The 16,648-nt window shown below is 38.7% G+C and carries 22 protein-coding genes and 1 riboswitch; of the genes, 19 read left to right on the forward strand and 3 right to left on the reverse strand.

What is annotated here, in order from left to right; genetic code table 11:
- Positions 1-136: 136 nt before the first annotated feature.
- The 12 genes from LJY09_RS09540 to rarD all read left to right on the forward strand — a co-directional run bounded on the left by LJY09_RS09540 (position 137) and on the right by rarD (position 9,339).
- The gene (locus tag LJY09_RS09540) at positions 137-739 is read left to right on the forward strand and encodes a YpjP family protein (RefSeq protein WP_186819731.1); all 603 of its coding nucleotides are present in this window, start codon (positions 137-139) and stop codon (positions 737-739) included.
- A 188-nt stretch (positions 740-927) separates the two neighbouring features.
- Positions 928-1,242, forward strand: coding sequence for a thioredoxin family protein (locus LJY09_RS09545; protein WP_013056696.1), 315 nt, complete (start codon positions 928-930; stop codon positions 1,240-1,242).
- 90 nt (positions 1,243-1,332) lie between these two features.
- A riboswitch (cobalamin riboswitch) is annotated at positions 1,333-1,466 on the forward strand.
- 258 nt (positions 1,467-1,724) lie between these two features.
- Positions 1,725-2,684: an ABC transporter substrate-binding protein gene (locus tag LJY09_RS09550; protein WP_028413644.1), complete on the forward strand. Its 960-nt coding sequence runs from the start codon at positions 1,725-1,727 to the stop codon at positions 2,682-2,684.
- Positions 2,685-2,772: 88 nt separating this feature from the next.
- Positions 2,773-3,381 carry an adenosylcobinamide amidohydrolase gene (locus tag LJY09_RS09555; RefSeq protein ID WP_028413643.1) on the forward strand — a complete coding sequence of 203 codons (609 nt, stop codon included), beginning with the start codon at positions 2,773-2,775 and terminating at the stop codon, positions 3,379-3,381.
- A 4-nt stretch (positions 3,382-3,385) separates the two neighbouring features.
- The gene (cbiB, locus tag LJY09_RS09560) at positions 3,386-4,372 is read left to right on the forward strand and encodes an adenosylcobinamide-phosphate synthase CbiB (protein WP_028413642.1); all 987 of its coding nucleotides are present in this window, start codon (positions 3,386-3,388) and stop codon (positions 4,370-4,372) included.
- Positions 4,347-5,426: a threonine-phosphate decarboxylase CobD gene (gene cobD / locus LJY09_RS09565; RefSeq protein WP_028413641.1), complete on the forward strand. Its 1,080-nt coding sequence runs from the start codon at positions 4,347-4,349 to the stop codon at positions 5,424-5,426. Before cbiB ends, cobD begins: the two co-directional genes overlap by 26 nt.
- A complete protein-coding gene (locus LJY09_RS09570) occupies positions 5,423-5,983 on the forward strand; it encodes a bifunctional adenosylcobinamide kinase/adenosylcobinamide-phosphate guanylyltransferase (protein WP_028413640.1) in 561 nt (186 codons plus the stop codon). Before cobD ends, LJY09_RS09570 begins: the two co-directional genes overlap by 4 nt.
- On the forward strand, positions 5,980-6,753 hold the full coding sequence (cobS, locus tag LJY09_RS09575) for an adenosylcobinamide-GDP ribazoletransferase (RefSeq protein ID WP_028413639.1): 774 nt from the start codon (positions 5,980-5,982) through the stop codon (positions 6,751-6,753). Before LJY09_RS09570 ends, cobS begins: the two co-directional genes overlap by 4 nt.
- Positions 6,711-7,325 carry a histidine phosphatase family protein gene (locus LJY09_RS09580; protein ID WP_028413638.1) on the forward strand — a complete coding sequence of 205 codons (615 nt, stop codon included), beginning with the start codon at positions 6,711-6,713 and terminating at the stop codon, positions 7,323-7,325. Before cobS ends, LJY09_RS09580 begins: the two co-directional genes overlap by 43 nt.
- Positions 7,277-7,702 carry a bifunctional adenosylcobinamide kinase/adenosylcobinamide-phosphate guanylyltransferase gene (locus LJY09_RS09585; RefSeq protein ID WP_155010192.1) on the forward strand — a complete coding sequence of 142 codons (426 nt, stop codon included), beginning with the start codon at positions 7,277-7,279 and terminating at the stop codon, positions 7,700-7,702. Before LJY09_RS09580 ends, LJY09_RS09585 begins: the two co-directional genes overlap by 49 nt.
- On the forward strand, positions 7,699-8,268 hold the full coding sequence (locus LJY09_RS09590) for a cob(I)yrinic acid a,c-diamide adenosyltransferase (RefSeq protein ID WP_028413636.1): 570 nt from the start codon (positions 7,699-7,701) through the stop codon (positions 8,266-8,268). The genes LJY09_RS09585 and LJY09_RS09590 overlap by 4 nt, the downstream gene beginning before the upstream one ends.
- A 144-nt stretch (positions 8,269-8,412) precedes the next feature.
- Positions 8,413-9,339: an EamA family transporter RarD gene (gene rarD, locus LJY09_RS09595; protein WP_028413635.1), complete on the forward strand. Its 927-nt coding sequence runs from the start codon at positions 8,413-8,415 to the stop codon at positions 9,337-9,339.
- 91 nt (positions 9,340-9,430) lie between these two features.
- On the opposite strand, the gene LJY09_RS09600 is transcribed toward rarD, so the two are convergent.
- Complete coding sequence (locus LJY09_RS09600) at positions 9,431-9,757, reverse strand: MerR family transcriptional regulator (protein WP_013082852.1); 327 nt, start codon at positions 9,755-9,757, stop codon at positions 9,431-9,433.
- Between the two features lie 294 nt (positions 9,758-10,051).
- On the opposite strand from LJY09_RS09600, the gene LJY09_RS09605 reads away from it, so the two are divergent.
- Positions 10,052-10,210, forward strand: a complete 159-nt coding sequence (locus tag LJY09_RS09605) for a hypothetical protein (RefSeq protein WP_013056708.1) — start codon at positions 10,052-10,054, stop codon at positions 10,208-10,210.
- Positions 10,211-10,242: 32 nt separating this feature from the next.
- On the opposite strand, the gene LJY09_RS09610 is transcribed toward LJY09_RS09605, so the two are convergent.
- The gene (locus LJY09_RS09610; protein ID WP_014460454.1) at positions 10,243-11,163 is read right to left on the reverse strand and encodes a CobW family GTP-binding protein; all 921 of its coding nucleotides are present in this window, start codon (positions 11,161-11,163) and stop codon (positions 10,243-10,245) included.
- Positions 11,164-11,414: 251 nt separating this feature from the next.
- Between LJY09_RS09610 and panE the strand changes: the two genes are divergently transcribed.
- Together panE and LJY09_RS09620 are read left to right on the forward strand one after the other, a co-directional pair.
- Positions 11,415-12,344 (forward strand): 2-dehydropantoate 2-reductase, encoded by a 930-nt coding sequence (gene panE, locus LJY09_RS09615; protein ID WP_028413634.1) that lies wholly within the window; start codon positions 11,415-11,417, stop codon positions 12,342-12,344.
- Positions 12,344-13,144: a GIY-YIG nuclease family protein gene (locus LJY09_RS09620; RefSeq protein WP_028413633.1), complete on the forward strand. Its 801-nt coding sequence runs from the start codon at positions 12,344-12,346 to the stop codon at positions 13,142-13,144. The genes panE and LJY09_RS09620 overlap by 1 nt, the downstream gene beginning before the upstream one ends.
- Before the next feature lie 50 nt (positions 13,145-13,194).
- On the opposite strand, the gene LJY09_RS09625 is transcribed toward LJY09_RS09620, so the two are convergent.
- Positions 13,195-13,506 (reverse strand): hypothetical protein, encoded by a 312-nt coding sequence (locus LJY09_RS09625; RefSeq protein WP_016763842.1) that lies wholly within the window; start codon positions 13,504-13,506, stop codon positions 13,195-13,197.
- Between the two features lie 243 nt (positions 13,507-13,749).
- Between LJY09_RS09625 and LJY09_RS09630 the strand changes: the two genes are divergently transcribed.
- From LJY09_RS09630 to proC, 4 genes are read left to right on the forward strand one after another with little or no spacing between them, the layout of a single operon-like run.
- Complete coding sequence (locus LJY09_RS09630; protein ID WP_028413632.1) at positions 13,750-14,637, forward strand: 5'-3' exonuclease; 888 nt, start codon at positions 13,750-13,752, stop codon at positions 14,635-14,637.
- 46 nt (positions 14,638-14,683) lie between these two features.
- Entirely contained in the window at positions 14,684-15,031 is a 348-nt protein-coding gene (locus LJY09_RS09635) for a YojF family protein (protein WP_013056714.1), read from the forward strand.
- A 23-nt stretch (positions 15,032-15,054) separates the two neighbouring features.
- Positions 15,055-15,717, forward strand: a complete 663-nt coding sequence (gene bshB2 / locus LJY09_RS09640; RefSeq protein ID WP_013056715.1) for a bacillithiol biosynthesis deacetylase BshB2 — start codon at positions 15,055-15,057, stop codon at positions 15,715-15,717.
- Positions 15,718-15,720: 3 nt separating this feature from the next.
- Positions 15,721-16,524, forward strand: coding sequence for a pyrroline-5-carboxylate reductase (proC, locus tag LJY09_RS09645; protein WP_028413631.1), 804 nt, complete (start codon positions 15,721-15,723; stop codon positions 16,522-16,524).
- Positions 16,525-16,648: the final 124 nt, after the last annotated feature.

Below are 16,648 nucleotides of genomic sequence, written 5' to 3' on the forward strand. Positions count from 1 at the left end.
CCCGTAGACAGCATAAATGAATAAGCAAATATAGGTAAAAAATTAATAAGTATGTTACAATACCTAGTGAGTTATGATAATGAATTTTACAATATGAAAAGACCATATGGGAAAAGATGAGAAAGGAAAGATACGAATGCCTAGATGGATAAAAAGAATGCTAATTGTATTTATTACAGTATTTACATTTGGGCTTGTCACTCCACCAGAATATTTATACGTTGATGATGCAAAAGCGGACAAGCAACATAAAGCAGGGTATGTAAGAGAAACAACTCCTGTCACAGCTGTTATAGAAGATATTCATTTGCCATATGAAGAACCAAAATATGAAGACGTTTCATCATTTGTTACGTATGCAATGGAATCAGCTGAAAAACAGTCAGTGGAAAAATTCGGAACAAAAATTGGTCCTGTCATTGAAGATGAATTTCGTCAAGCAGTGTTACCTAAAATTGAAGAAGTGCTGACCGACATTGGCACTGAACTTGAACAGTCAATTCAGAATCTCGAGATAAGCGAGCACCCTGCTGCTGGCTACGGTGAAAAGATTTTCCATGTATATGACCGGGAAACCGGTCAGGACTTAATACGGTTTCATGTACGGCGTGAAAATCCTCCAAAAGATGGATACTGGTTTAATTTTCACTATCATGCGGCCGCAGATAATTTTCAAAAGCATTATGATTTAGGGAAAATTTATTGGAACCGAAACATGCCGCCTAAGTGGTTCAGCTGATAATAGACACAACATTCTACAATTTCGAAATGTTAGCTTTTTTAAGCTAGCATTTTTTTACGTCTAAAACCGTTATGGTCTAAATAAGCTGAAACATTAGCACAACGATAAAAAAATCGTTTATAATGAAGTCAGACTTCTTACTATAGAATTGTAGGAAGGAACGAATAGACGCTGGAGGTAACACAATGAAACAATTTACGGAAGAAAAACAATTTCGCGAACAAATTAAGAATGAAACACTAAGCGTTGGGATTTTTACGACAACGTGGTGTCCTGATTGCAAACGTTTGGATATGTTTATTGATGAAATCGTTGACGAAAATACAGATAAAGCATGGTTTAAAATTGACAAGGATGAGTTTGAAGAACTTTCTGCTGAAAACAATGTAATGGGTATTCCTTCTCTTCTTGTATATAAAAACGGTGAAAAAATTGCGCACCTGCACAGTGCAAATGCTAAAACGCCTGAAGCGGTCCGTGAATTTTTAGCAACTCTTTAATTCCCTAAGCTGCGAGAGCATTCTCGCAGCTTTTTTTGTGAGAATGGCTATTTCCATTTTTCGATGAGTGGGGTATACTAGGACAAGTGAATAATCGTAAAGCAATAAGGTCTCAATTTAAAGATTGAGTGAAAAGGGAAGTCTGGTGAAAAACCAGCGCGGTCCCGCCACTGTAAGCGCTTTGTGCGTAAGTCAGGAGACCTGCCTTATTGTTAGCTGTGAAACCTTCGAGGAAGGGTGAAGCAGGGTAATGAACATACATATCAAGTATAGTGAACGGATTCTTTTCCTGCTTATCTTGACGTTACCTGCTTTGCTTTCAATTGAAAGTAAAGCTTTTTTATTTTGAAGCTGCTGCCGAGCAGTATACATAGTCAAAGCGGAAAAAACGGGATAGCGCTGCTTTTTGCATGATCATTTGCTTTTTCTTTAACGTGGAGGTTTCGTATTCACAATGAACAATATATAGGGGGAGTATTTAGATGAAAAAATGGCTTTCGTATTCCATTATTGCGCTGTTAGTCATCGTACTTGCTGCATGCGGTGCAGGCAGCCAAAGCAACAGTGATAAAAAAACGAAGCAAGATACAGAACAAACGTCACAAGCTGCGTTTCCAGTGAAGGTAAAAGACGCGCGTGATAAAGAAATTACGTTGAAAAAACAGCCTAAGAAAATTGTTTCATTAATGCCAAGTAATACGGAGATTGTATATGCCCTTGGCCTTGAAAAAGAATTAGTCGGTGTCACAAGCAACGATGATTATCCTAAAAGCGTAAAGAAAAAAGCGCAGGTGGGAGATATGAACGTTAATGCAGAAAAAGTTATTGCTTTAAATCCTGATTTAGTGCTGGCACACGCTTCAAGTATGGGCGTTTCAGATGAAGTATTTAAACAAATTGAAAGTGCGGGTATTCCGGTATTTGTTGTAAAAGATTCAACAACGTTTGATACGGTTTATGATTCTATTACGCAAATTGGTAAATTAACGGGTAAAACAAAAGAAGCTAATCAAACAATTAAAGACATGAAAGAAAAAGTAGCTTCAATTGAGAAAAAAGCAAAAACGATTTCAAAAGAAGATCGTAAAAAAGTATGGATAGAGGTATCGGGAGCTCCTGAGATTTATACAACAGGAAAAGGTACGTTCATGAACGAAATGCTTACTATGATCGGTGCTGATAACGTAGCGGCTAGTGAAAAGGGTTGGGTTAAGTTTTCTGAAGAGCAAGTTGTTAAGTTAAACCCTGACGTTATTATCGCAACGTATGATGCAGACAAAAATGAGATTATGAAGCGTCCCGCTTGGAGCAGCATGACTGCTGTAAAAGAGGGGAACATCGAAAAGGTTGATCAAAACAAAATCAACCGCTTAGGACCTCGTATTGTAGATGGCTTAGAGGACTTAGCAAAAGCAGTATACCCTGAGGTGTACAATAAATAAAAAGAGGGACCATATTCCAGTTCGAATTGAAAAGGGGATTGGTCCCTTTTCACATCTTAAAATTGAAGAACGGCCTGAGCTTTTAATCATGAAAACCGAGACTTCTTATAAAACATACAGCTCAGGCGTTTTAGGAACAGGCATCACGGAAACGGACACCTTTTACAATCGATTTGTTCATAAAGACTATTATTCAGATACTCCTTCTTTAGAGTATGAGCAATATTTGATGAAAGAAAATGTGCGCCATGAGCAAATCGTAGGGTTGATGACAGCGGTTTGGTTAAAAGAAAGAGCGATTTACTGTTATGAAGGCTACGGAGTAAGAGTAGCTTCCGTGATAACGGCTGGAGTAGGAAACGCAGTGGATATTACAGCTGACGAAGCTGTCCCTTTCTATTCCTCTCCCGGTACAATTAATATGTTTTTTTTCGTGGAAGGCAGGCTTACGGATGCGGCGTTTTTACAGCTTTTTATTGCCGCTACAGAAGCCAAAACAAAAACGCTGTCACAGCTGGGTGTCATAGATCCAGCTACAAAGACGATTGCTACGGGAACATCTACGGACAGTATCTCAGTTGCAGCGTCTCAGCAAGGACCATTATATGAATATGCAGGCTCTATGACCGCTTTAGGTCAAGCGGTAGCCAAGCTGGTAAAAATAAGCTTAGAGCAGGCACTTAAGGAAAAGAGGTGAAGAAATGAGTATTGCACAAGCGATGATTGCACACCTGACAGCCATGACGATTGCTCTACTCATTGACCGAATCATAGGTGACCCAGAAAATTGGCCGCATCCCGTTCGCTGGTTTGGCAAGTGGATTTATTGGATGGATTCCAGATTAAATAAAGGCGCAGGAAAACGATTCAAAGGATTGCTTCTTGTGATAAGTATGGTGGTGCTCGCAGGAGTTATTCCTTTTTTATTCCTTCATGCTTTGTACGGAGTTCATTTTATACTAGGTGTTTTAGTAGAGGGCGTAATGATTGCGACTACTATATCCACTCGTTCCTTAAGCGAAGCTGCTTATAAGGTGCAAAAGCCGCTTCAGCTAGGAGATATGGAGAAAGCTAGATATGAAGTAAGCATGATTGTGGGACGAGATACGGACCGTTTATCAGAAGGAGAAATTGCCAGAGCGACGGTAGAGACCGTGGCTGAAAATACAAGTGATGGTATTACAGCTCCGCTTTTTTATGCATTTATAGGAGGGGGAGCCCTAGCCTTTTTTTACCGAGCTATTAACACATGCGATTCAATGGTTGGGTATAAAAATGACCGCTACTTTCTGTTCGGCTATTTTAGTGCAAAAACCGATGACGTATTAAACTATATTCCAAGTCGGTTAACTGCAGTGGTGATGACCGCTGTTAATGTAGCAAAAAGCCAATATTCTCTTTGGCATGTAACGAGTTTGATTAAGCGCGATGCTAAGAAGCATCCAAGTCCAAATAGCGGATACGGGGAAAGTGCAGTGGCTGCCCTTTTAGGTATTCAACTCGGCGGGCTTAATACATATAAAGGCATAGAATCTAATCGTGCAAAAATGGGCGAACCACTCATTCCCCTGCAACCCGGTCATATTGAACAAGCTGTTTTCATTATGAAAAGGACGGTCTATGCTACGTGGTTATTCTATCTTTTGTTAGGAGGAGTTATTAGTGCTATTACCTACACATGGAGCTAACCCCAATGTCTTTTTAAAAGCAATAGGGGCCGAGAATTTGTCGCATCTAAAAGACTTTAGCGTAAACACAAATCCTTTAGGGGCTCCCCTTGTTCTTCACGAAAAGTGGAACGAATTCAAGGAAGCTGCGTTTAGTTACCCTGATCCTGAAGTAACAGAACTAAAAAATAAACTTGCAGCTCATCATCATGTTTCCGCTGCCCAAGTGCTGCCCACAAATGGGGCCGCTGAAGCTTTTTTCCTTATTGCTTCTTTATTTTCAGGAGAGAAAGCGGGGATTGTACAGCCGACGTTTGTCGAATACGAACAGGCAAGTAAAGCGTATGGATGTGAAGTGACATACGTTCCTTTAGCTGAAGAAAATGGCTGGAGCTGGGATATAGAGTTGATTATGAGTATTCTTCCGGATATAAAAGTACTATGGATTTGTCACCCAAATAATCCAACGGGCGTTATGTATAGTCACGAGGAATGGATGAAAGTAGTAAAAGCTGCTGCTCATCATGGTACATACTTAATAATTGATGAAGCATTTATTGATTTTGTCGAACATCAGCCTTCATTTGATTCTCTTATTCTAAACTATGAACATCTCATTGTTGTGCGTTCGATGACAAAGATGTTTAATATTGCGGGGCTTCGCCTTGGCTATATTTTGGCAAATGAAAAAATTATTAGCAAGATGTCTAAAAAACAACCTCCTTGGAGTGTAAACGGATTGTCGCAGCAAGTAGGGATGATATGTGTAGATGAAAAAGATTTTGTGAAAAAAACCGTACATTATATTAAACAAGAACGAAAACGGATCTTGAGTCAACTAGAAGAATGGGGGCTTTTGGTTTCTCCGTCTCAAACAAACTATTATCTTTGCAGCGTTCCGTCTTCTATTAAAACGCGCGACTGGCTTATCTATTTAGCAAGCCGCGGTGTGGTAGCTCGGCATACTGAAAACTTCCCATTTTTAAATGGACGCTATATCCGTTTGGCTGTGAAAACGAAAGAAGAAAATGACTATTTACTTAACGTAATCAAACAAGGACTCGATGAAATATGATCATCTTTATTAGCGGAGGGGTTCGAAGCGGCAAATCACGTGCAGCGGAGAACATGGTTCAAACTTTTTGTACAAAGCGCGCTGTTTATATTGCCACAAGCCGGCAAACAGATAGTGAAATGCAAAAACGTATCCAGCTTCATCAAACAGAACGTCAAGCGGCGAACACGCCTTGGGCAACGATCGAGCAGTCTGTAGATTTACAACAAATTCTTCCAAACCTTCGAAGTGATGATACTATACTCTTGGACTGTGTCACAAACTGGCTTGCCAATGAGCTTTTTTTAACCGAAAAAAGGTGGCAAACAAAAGAAGGTAAACAAGAGGTTTTTCGTCAGATGATAGAAGCGCTCGATAAGCTGTTTGCGCAGTCTCAGACGGTCGTGCTAGTATCTAATGAACTGTTTGAAGCGGGCGTGTTAGAGGAGCCGACATATAGCTATATGCATATGTTAGGGAAATTACATCAGTATATTGTAGAAAAAGCAGATGTGGCTATTTGTGTAGAAGCGGGACTTTCCCGTTTTAAAAAAGGAAAGGAATGTGTAAGCAAATGAAAGAATGGATAGCCATACTACGAATCTCTCTTCAGTTTTTTACGATCTTACCACTGGCTAAAACCGTTCAATGGACTGAAAAAAGAACGGCACGCTCACTTTTTGTTCTGCCTTGGATTGGCATATTACTAGGTTTAATGTTTTATAGCTTTTTACAGCTGCTTCACTATTCACCTATCACTGCTATTGTTAGCAGTATTTTAGTTTTGCTTTTGCCGCTTGTTTTAACGGGTGGTCTTCATGTAGACGGGTGGATGGATGTAAGTGATGCGTATTTTTCCCATCAGTCAAAGGAAAAGAAACTGCAGATTTTAAGCGATCCGCACGTTGGGTCTTTTGCTATTCTTTCTCTTATTGTTCTGCTTCTGCTGCGCTTTAGTGCAATCTATGAATTAACGTCTCTTTCTTCTTTATCAGTTTGGGCATGTATAACCGTCTTTACACTTCCAAGAATCGGAGCCGCTTTCTTAGTTATGAGAGATAAGCCCGCTAAAGATACGGGGCTTGCTGCTTATTTTCAAAAAGGAGTCACCAAATGGTCTATTTATGCATTTATCGTCATGAGCCTATTCTTAGTTGCTATTTTCATTGTTTTTATAGACAATAAATTCATTATCTTTTTCTTTGCCGGTTTTTTATGGCTCTGGATACGGTTTTATCGTTCGCAGTTTGGTGGCGTAACAGGAGATGTTATAGGTGCAACCATTGAAGGAGGAGAAACGTTTTTATGGATAATTCTTTGGTTATCACATGTATTCGCCATGGCATGACGCTTGAAAATCAACAAAAAAAATATATAGGGTGGAGTGATCCGCCTTTAAGTATAGAAGGGAAAAATGAATTAAAAGAGCTTTCTCTAGAGCCGGAGCTCGTTATTTCCAGTGACTTAAAAAGAGCGCTAGAAACAAGTTCAATTGTTTTTCCTAAATCTCAGGTGATTAAAAGGGAAAGTTGGCGTGAGCTGCATTTTGGAGATTGGGAAGAGAAGACGTATGAAGATTTAAAAAACATACGGGCATATAGAAATTGGATCGATCACTGGGCAGAACATACGCCTCCGAATGGTGAAAGCTTCTCAGGGTTTTCAAACCGAGTTTGGGAAGCTTGGGAAGAAGCGGTCGATTTGGCGGCTAGTCAGCAATTGCGTCACATTGCTATTGTTTCACACGGCGGACCACTGCGTTTACTTGCGTCCCATTTTAAACAGACAGCGTCGCTTTGGGATGTTTCTTTTTCTTATGGAGAAGGTTTTTCAGTAACGTGCACATACAAACAGGCAAAGGAGAGAAGAGCATGCATTTCGTATTCGGCGGTGCATTTACCGGCAAAAGAAAATGGGTGAAGCAGCAGTATGCCAGTAAGTCGATAAAATGGCATTGTTTGTATGAAGACCCCGTTTTACCGGCCATTGAGTTTGAAGAAAGTTACATTGTGCTAGAAGGATTTGAGCACTATGTTAAGGAATTAATACATAGCGAGCTGGAGGCTCCGCATCTTGTTGTTAAAAAGGTCATACAGAAGTGGAGAGACAGCGGTGTATGGGAACAGTTAATAGTGATTGGAACTGAAGTCGGCAAAGGCATTGTTCCTTTAGATCCAATAGAGCGGCAGTGGAGAGATGAATGCGGGTATGCGTATCAGCATTTGGCGGCACATGCCCAGAAAGTAGATTACATTTGGTACGGAATTGCTAATCGATTGAAGGAGGAAATACAATGAACATTTACACAAAAACAGGGGACAAAGGGCAGACAAGCTTGATTGGAGGAAGAGTAAATAAAGATGATATTCGAGTGGAAGCATACGGGACGATTGATGAGCTAAATGGCTTTGTAGGTCAAGCGATTTATCAGCTGGATGAAGCAACATTAAAAGATGTAAAAGAAGAGCTAATTACGATTCAGCATGAGCTTTTTGACTGTGGAAGTGATTTAGCATTTGCAAAAGATGATCATCCGTACAAAGTAACGAATGACATGATAGCAGTACTTGAAAAGCGCATTGATGTCTATATGTCAGAAGCGCCGGCCATTGAGCGTTTTATTTTACCTGGAGGCACACCTGCAGCGACAACGCTTCATATTTGTCGGACGATTACACGCCGCGCAGAACGGCTTGTTGTTGGCGTGCAGCGTGAGCATAAAATTAATGTGGCGGTGCTTCAGTATTTAAATCGTTTATCCGATTATTTCTTTGCTGCGGCTCGAATCGCTAACGCGCGAGAAAATGTACAAGACGTAGAGTATATTCGCAGTGCCAAAGTATTTAAACAACCTAAAAAATAATGTATAAAAAACGGTCGAGCTAAAAGCGATCGTTTTTTTTTTTTTTTTTTTGAGCTATTTCGATAGGCAAAATAAAGCTATAAAAAAGAGGTAAATGCATCTATAATGATAAGAGACAGAGAGATAAAGAAAAGAGGTTGAGAAATGAATCAAGATTCTAAACGAGCAGGTATTGTTTATACAGCCAGCGCTTACGTTATGTGGGGGCTTTTTCCGCTTTACTGGAAGCTTCTTGGCGAGGTGAATGCGAATGAAATACTCGCTCACCGCGTTATATGGTCATTTATTTTTATGCTTTTACTTTTGCTTGTGACAAAGCAAATGAGTTCTTTAAAGAAGACGCTTGGTTTATTATTTCGTAATACGAAACAAGCGGTCATTTTATTTGTGGCTTCAGTGCTAATCAGCATCAACTGGTTCGTTTACATTTGGGCGGTTAACCATAATCATATTATTGAAACAAGTTTAGGTTACTACATCAATCCGCTCGTTAGTATTTTGCTTGGCATAGTCGTTTTAAAAGAGAAGCTTAATTTTTGGCAAGGTGCTTCTGTTGGATTGGCTGCTATAGGTGTTATCGTTATGACAGTTACATACGGACATATCCCATGGGTATCATTAAGCTTAGCGTTTAGCTTTGGTTTGTACGGTCTTGTAAAAAAGACTATTCAGTTAGAAGCAAAAGTAGGATTAACGATTGAAACGATGATGGTTGCACCTATTGCAGTTATTTATTTTATTTTTCTTTTAGTGAAAGGATCTTCAAGTTTTTCCCTTCAGTCGCTTGATGTGAGTGCTCTTTTAATTGGAGGCGGTGTTGCTACAGCTATGCCACTATTGTATTTCGCTAAAGGAGCCCCGCTTATTCCGCTATCGATGGTCGGTTTTTTGCAGTACATTGCTCCTACCATGACGCTTTTATTAGGGGTATTCGTGTATCACGAACCGTTTTCTAGCGTGGAAATGATTGCCTTTTTGTTCATTTGGGGCGGGTCGGTTATGTTCATTTTATCTAAAACTAAGTTCATGAGCTCTCATCAGCCGAAATTCTTTAAAGGGCGTTCAGCTTAACGGACAAAAAAGCGGATATCTTTAGATATGCGCTTTTTTGTCTGCTGTAAAGAAATAAAAACGGAGACGGAAAAGTCACCGTATGTATACTTTATAGCTTCCGCTTGAAATGAGCGTTCAACTGACCTTGAAGCATTTGGTTTTTTACTTCTTTCATTTTTCTCGCTTCATCTTTTTTAGCCAGTTCTGTGCGTATTTCACTCGTTTGAACTCCTTCTTCTATACGATCGGCAATATCCATTAATCGTTCGACGTCTGAAAACGAATATTTCCGGATACCCGTATTGGTTCGGTCCGGAAAGAGCAGGCTTCTTTTCTCATAGTAGCGAATTTGTCTTTCTGATAAACCGGTTAATTCTTTTACAATCCCAATAGACATGACTTTTTTATCTCGATATGACGCTTCATTCGTAGACAATCTCCCTCACCCCTGAGTACGTAGTAGTATGTTATTATAAAGGAAAAAAATACAAAAAATTATAACATGTAATACATTCTAACATATATATGTTATATTTTTGAATTACTATGTGAGAAAAAGTGACATAAATAATGAAATAGGGAAAAGAGTCCTATAAACTAATGATTAACTCGATCCCAAGTGGTTAACCATACAGGATAAAGCCTTGTGGTTAATCACTTGCTTTCAAAATGATGAATAGAAAATAAATGTGAGAATATACATAAATTCTAAAAGGGAAGGGCGTTTTACATGGCTGTGCAACAATTGAAAAAAGAAGAGATTATTGAGCTGGCAAAAGAAATTATTGAACTCGATTTGAAAAGAGATGAAAAATTTGAAGAATTGACAGAGTTAGCCGGAAATCGTGCATATGAAATTTTGCGCAGAGTACAAAATGCCTGTTTATAAGTAATAAAAAAATCCCGCCTAGAGCGGGATTTTTAATGAGATTGCTGTTCAAGATTAAATAATTCTTGTTTCATCTTAGCGTGATCGAGGTTTTCACCTATAAAGACAAGAGTGGTGGGCAGCTTCATCATTTCTTTCATATATAGAGGCATGCCGTATGAATATTGAAACGAATACGTATCATTCGAATGAGTGAAGCGCATGTAGCCTTTAATGCGATAAATGGTATCTGGCATTTGGCGCAGCCAATTTTCAAATAATTCAAGATCCACTTTTTTTGTAAACTCATATACAAATGTTTTCAAATGAAGATGATCTTCAACATGAGCCTTATGGTGCGGCTGTTTTTGAGACAGCTGAGCTTTTTGAATCACATCAAGCTTCACGCGGGAAAATGTCGTTAATAATGTCCTTGCACTAGCGTTAATGGATTGAATCTCAAAAAGCAGGGAAGACTTTTCTGACTCAGACAGCATGTCCGTTTTATTTAATAAAATTACATCCCCATGTTTTACTTGTTCTTGAAGAAGTTTTTGAAGTTGAATGCTTAAGGAACCACGTTCTTTCCATCTTGTCGCATCCAGTGTGGTGATAATACTTTTAATCGTAACTTGATGCGCAAAAAGAGGAGACATACAAGCATCTAATACTTCAATGGGATGGGCAACTCCCGTTGTTTCTATATAGATAGCATCCAATGTGTTCTCCTGTAAAAGTGAATGAAGCTGCGTTTCAAATTGACCTTGAATCGTACAGCACACGCAGCCATTTAGCAATTCTTTTAACGGCGTGTCTTCTTCTACTTCATTTGAGTCAATCGAAACTTGGCCAAGCTCATTCATCACAACAGCAATATTGCGATTACGATCTTTTTCTTGCTGAAGCAGCTGTTTAAGCAACGTTGTTTTTCCGCTTCCTAAAAATCCAGATAAAATGTAGATTTCTGTTTTCATTTCAGTCTCTCCTATGTAAATAACATTATTTAAATCGGAATTTTTCCGATTAAGGGTTGGTAAATCGTATATCCAAGAGGGGATAAATGTCTAAACGTAAATTTTTATGCTTTTTTGTATTCATTATAACAACTTTAAAAGCGCTATGGCTATCTTTTGTAGAAAACTCAAAATACAATGAAATAAGAATATTATAAAATTTCAAACTAGCTGTGCTACAATAAAAGAAAAAGAAAAGGGGAGCAAAAGTTATGCGAATATTAGTTTTAGGCGCAGGCGGCGTTGGCGGTTATTTTGGAGGCAGGCTTGTGGAAAAAGGAGAAGATGTTACTTTCCTTGTCAGAGAACGCAGAAAAAAAGAGCTGGAACAAAACGGACTTGTGATTAAAAGTGCACACGGTGACTTCACTTCACCTGTACAAGCTATTACAAAATCTGAGGTAAAAGGACCTTATGATGTTATTTTGTTCACAACGAAGGCTTATCATCTTACACAAGCAATTGAAGATGTCCGTCCTTTTGTAGGGAATCAGACCGTTGTAATACCTTTGTTAAACGGTATGGCTCATGTCGCTCCATTGCAGGAAGCTTTTGGGGAAGAGAAAGTCATTGGAGGGCTGTGCTTTATTGAAACTACTTTAAACCAAGATGGAGAGGTCGTCCAGACGAGTCCTGCTCACAGACTTGTATTTGGTGAATTTAAGCAGAAGGACACAGAACGATTACAACTGATTGAGCAAGCGTTCAGTGGTACAAAAGCTTCGTTTGTGAAAAGTTCATATATTGAACAGGATATGTGGCATAAGTATTTGTTTATTACGGTTATGTCAGGCATGACTACTCTTATGCGCGCACCTGTTGGACCAGTTTTAGCAGCAAAAGGCGGGCGTCAATTTGTGCAAGAACTTTTTAAAGAAGTGGAAAATATTATGATGGCCTACGATGCACCATTAGCCGAAGGAATCATTGAACAGCATATGAATACGATGGACAAAATGACGTATGACATGAAGTCATCGATGCAGCGCGACATGGAAAAAAGCTCTCAAATTGAAGGAGACCACCTTCAAGGATATTTGCTGAAGTTAGCTGAAAAATCGTCTATACACGTACCGCTTCTTCAAACTGTACATACGCATCTAAAAGTATATGAAGAAATGTTAAAAGGTTATCAAAAATAATGACAGCAAAAATTGATTTAGCAGTCATGCAAGTATTGCAAAAGCTGCTAAGTACAGCAGAAATGGGACAATTACCTTCCGCTCCTGGCATTTATTTTTTCTTTGATGAACCCGGCCGGCTTTTGTATATCGGAACCACGACGGGCTCTCTATCAGAAAGAGTAAGAGCTCACGTTGCAGGAAAAGGTGTTAGCAATACAAAAAAATTCCACAAAGAAATTCATGCGGTTGGATATATTGAAGTTCATGGATTAAAAAAAGAATTAGATATGTTGAGAACGATGCTTGTGAATGGTTATTTTCCAAAATACAATAAACAAGATGTAAAAAGAGAAAATGAATACGACATTTACACCGTTCACGGCAGAGTCCTCAGGGATACAGGAGTTAACAAGAAAAAAGTCTCTAAGCGAAAAACGGTGCTAAAGCCAACGTTAAAAGAGATAGAGATTCGTCAAGAAAACAGCGATATTACATATGCACGAGTCGCAAATATGAATGCTGAAGATCGAGTGAAAAAATTGTGGTCTTGTCAAGAAGCAGGAGCGCAGCTACATCTTCCGGAGTCGAAAGTGTTAGCAATAAGTGACCGGCTCTTAAAAGAACAGTATACATTTCAGCGAGATATGAAAAAGAATATGATGTTTACGATGCGGGATTTAGTTGTTATTCAAGTGTTGTTAAATTTAAATCCGACTCATGATTTGAAAAAGAGAGAAATAAAGGAAGCCATCAGTTTAGTGCGTAAATTTGGCATAGAAGAAGCTCTTCGCATCTCTGAAAAATTACTCAAAACGTAATAAAATCCATGATCATTGTGATCATGGATTTTATCATTTATCATTCGCGCTTAAGCTAATTCGTCAATAACTTTTGGTAGAGCCATAATGGAAATAACGCAAAGTGAACTGACAACTTGATGCATTTCAAAAATGGCAATGATGAATAACATCAGTGATATATATAATTGAAGGCCTTTTAATCCCCACGGCTTGCGATCGAAAAAAAAGTCGCTAAGTACAAATACAAAGAAAATGAGCGAACTGAACAAAATAATCATGGATGTAGACATGGAACGATCATAAGCAATGATAAATAACAAAGCGAGAAGCGACACAACAGATATAACTTTTAATGTTTTAATCATCGTGTTTTTATTCACTTTTTTCACCTTCATTTGTAGGATTGATCTTTCATCCTCATTTTATAGGATAGTCAAAAGTTCTAAAAGTCAAACGAATAAATCATAACAACAATTTAACATCTTTATACTACATTTACATTGAGAGAAAAAAATGGGCGGGTTTTGAGCTTTGTGCACTTCATTGACGCGTGCAAAGAACAAGTGCTATAGTATGTTTGCTCTAAAAGCTAAAGGAGCAAAGTTTTCAAAGGACGTGACTATGTGAACGAAACACTATTAGTAATTGATGGATTTAATTTATTAAGCCGCTGTTATTTTGCTACTTCTTATGGAAGAGATGAAGCAGCGTTGACAAGAAACAGTAAGGGCCAATTTACGAATGCCCTGAGAGTAACGATTCAAAAAATGCATGCATTGATTCACCAATATGAGCCAAGCCATATTTTCGTCGCTTGGGATGTTAAACGCGAGGATACAAAACGTAAAGATACATACGCTTTATATAAGCAAACAAGAGCAGAGCTGCCTGATCCGCTGATTCAGCAGTACGAAACGTTAAAGCAATTTTTTGATACAGTAGGCATTTATCAAATGTCATTGTCTTCTTATGAAGCAGATGATTTAATTGGAGCACTTGCAAGCAAGTGGAGTAAGGAAAAGCAAAGTCCAGGGTACATCTATAGCAACGACCGAGACTTGCTTCAGCTCCTAGATCAACATATTTCGCAAATTATTGCTAAAAAGCAGGTTGGCGATCTTGTTTATGGCTTTAAGCACTTTCAAGAAGAATATAATATTCATCCTCGTCAATGGGTGGACGTAAAAGCATTGCTTGGTGACAAATCTGATAATATTCCGGGCGTTCCAGGTGTAGGAGAAAAAGCCGCACTGCCTCTTATTCAACAATATGGCTCTATCCATGAAATTTATGCACAAATTGAACAATTAGATCCAGCTTTTAATCGTTACAAAAAAAAGCTAGCAGAAGGAAAAGAACTAGGTATGCTTAGCCGTGAACTCGCTGAGATTATTATAGACATTCAAGAAATCAGTATGTTGAATTGGGAAGAATTAACATTTATGTATGATTATGAACGATGGAATAAAGAAATTCAAAGTCTAGAACTAAACATTAGGATTCGCTCCTGATTTTTAGTACAATACAATTTATGAACATGAGAAAGGAGTAACAAGCGTGCAACCAATTCATAAAGAAACAGTTCAAAAAAAAATACAAACATTTTTAAATAAAGACGTATATGTACACCTTGAAACGACAAACGGTGCATATGCTTCACACGTAAATGAAAAAGTAATGACAGTTGGGGCTTTTATTCGCAATGGTAAAGTCACTATTTCAAACGGAAAGATAACTGGAGAAGGTCCTTATCGTGTAGGTCTTCAAATTGATTTAGGATGGATTTATGCAGAGGGATTAACAGATTGGGAAATTGATGAAGAAGGCAGACTTCTTTTAGCAGGGCATGACTTTGAAGGTCGTTTAGCAGTTGCCCTTCAATTAAGTGAACATCCGTTTTCATAACAGAAAAGAGAGGAGAATAGAACATGGAAGAAAGATTATTAATTGTATTTCCGCATCCTGACGATGAAGCATATGGAGCAGCAGGAATGATCACGCAAGCTAGACAAAAAGGAACGCCCGTTACATATGCTTGTGTTACGCTAGGTGAAATGGGACGAAACATGGGTAGACCGCTGTTTGCTAACCGTGAAACTCTACCTCAAATCCGAAAAAAAGAACTTTTAGATTTAGCAAACGTTTTAGACATTCAAGACTTGCGTATGCTAGGGCTTCGTGATAAAACGCTAGAATTTCTTGATATTGATGTTTTTGCAGATAAAATTGAAGAAATTATTAACGATGTAAAGCCGACTCACATTTTAACGCATTACCCTGGCTTTGCAGTACACCCTGATCATAATGCCACGGGAGCAGCTACGATCCAAGCGGTAAAACGTATGCCAAAAGAAAAGCGTCCGGTTGTTTGGTGTCATGCGTTTTCAAAAGATCGTATTGAACATATTGGAGAACCAGATGTTATTTTTGATGTAACAGCGATGAAAGATAAAAAAATTGAAGCGTTAAAAGCCCATCGTTCTCAAACAGAAGGAATGATGAACGCAATTGACTTCGATCGCTTATCTGACTATCCGCAAATGGAACGTCTATTAACAAGAGAAGAATTCTGGACATATAACTGGGAGTAACAGATGAAAAAACAGCGAATTTTATTTATTGGAGCAGGACGAATGGCTGAAGCCGTAGCGGCTGGCTTGGTTACGAGCAGCGCTGATAGTATTGAGGCAGTGGTGATGTCAAACAACGGAGATATCGGTCGGTTACAGCGAGTTGAAAAAACGTACGGCGTACAAACGACGCAAAATTGGCGCCAAGAAGTTGACAATTCGGATGTTATTATTTTAGCGATGCCTCCCGAGGCGCATCCTTCCGTTCTCAAGGAACTTTCGACTCATTTAAATCAGCAATTTGTTGTAACGTTAGCTGCAGGAATTGGTCCGAGTTATTTAGAAAACCACCTTCCTCAGGAAACGCCTGTCGCTTGGATTATGCCAAATACAGCTGCTATGATTGGGCAATCGATGTCCCTGTATACACTTGGAACTTCTGCAACAAAAGAGCATAAAGAAGTGCTTCAAATGATTTTAAAAGGAATTGGTGAAGCGCATGAGTGTTCAGAAAAAGAAGTACATGAGCTAACGGCTGTAACTGGCAGTGCACCTGCGTTTTTATATTATTTTGCAGAATCGTTAATTGATGCAACGACTGCTTACGGTGTGGACGAAAAAACAGCCAAAGATTTAGTTATTCAAATGATGTATGGCTCTGTACAAATGCTGCATGAAACCAAAGATCCTGCGTCTTTAAGAGAGCAAGTAACAACTCCAGGCGGCGCTACTGCCGAAGGATTAAAAGTGATGAAAGAACAAGACTTTTTCTTAACAATGAAGCAGGCAATTGAAGCAACGAATAAAAAAGCAATGGGTGGAAGCTAAAAAAGCTCATACAACCATATGTTAGATAAAAAATCCGAACTATAGTTCAGCATTCTTTCATTAGAATGTTGAATCAGTTCGGATTTTTTTATGAATAGACTTTCTTAACATAAAAATATGCCTC

Origin of the sequence: Priestia sp. J2 (genome assembly GCF_020790095.1) — a bacterium.
Taxonomy (GTDB): domain Bacteria; phylum Bacillota; class Bacilli; order Bacillales; family Bacillaceae_H; genus Priestia; species Priestia zanthoxyli.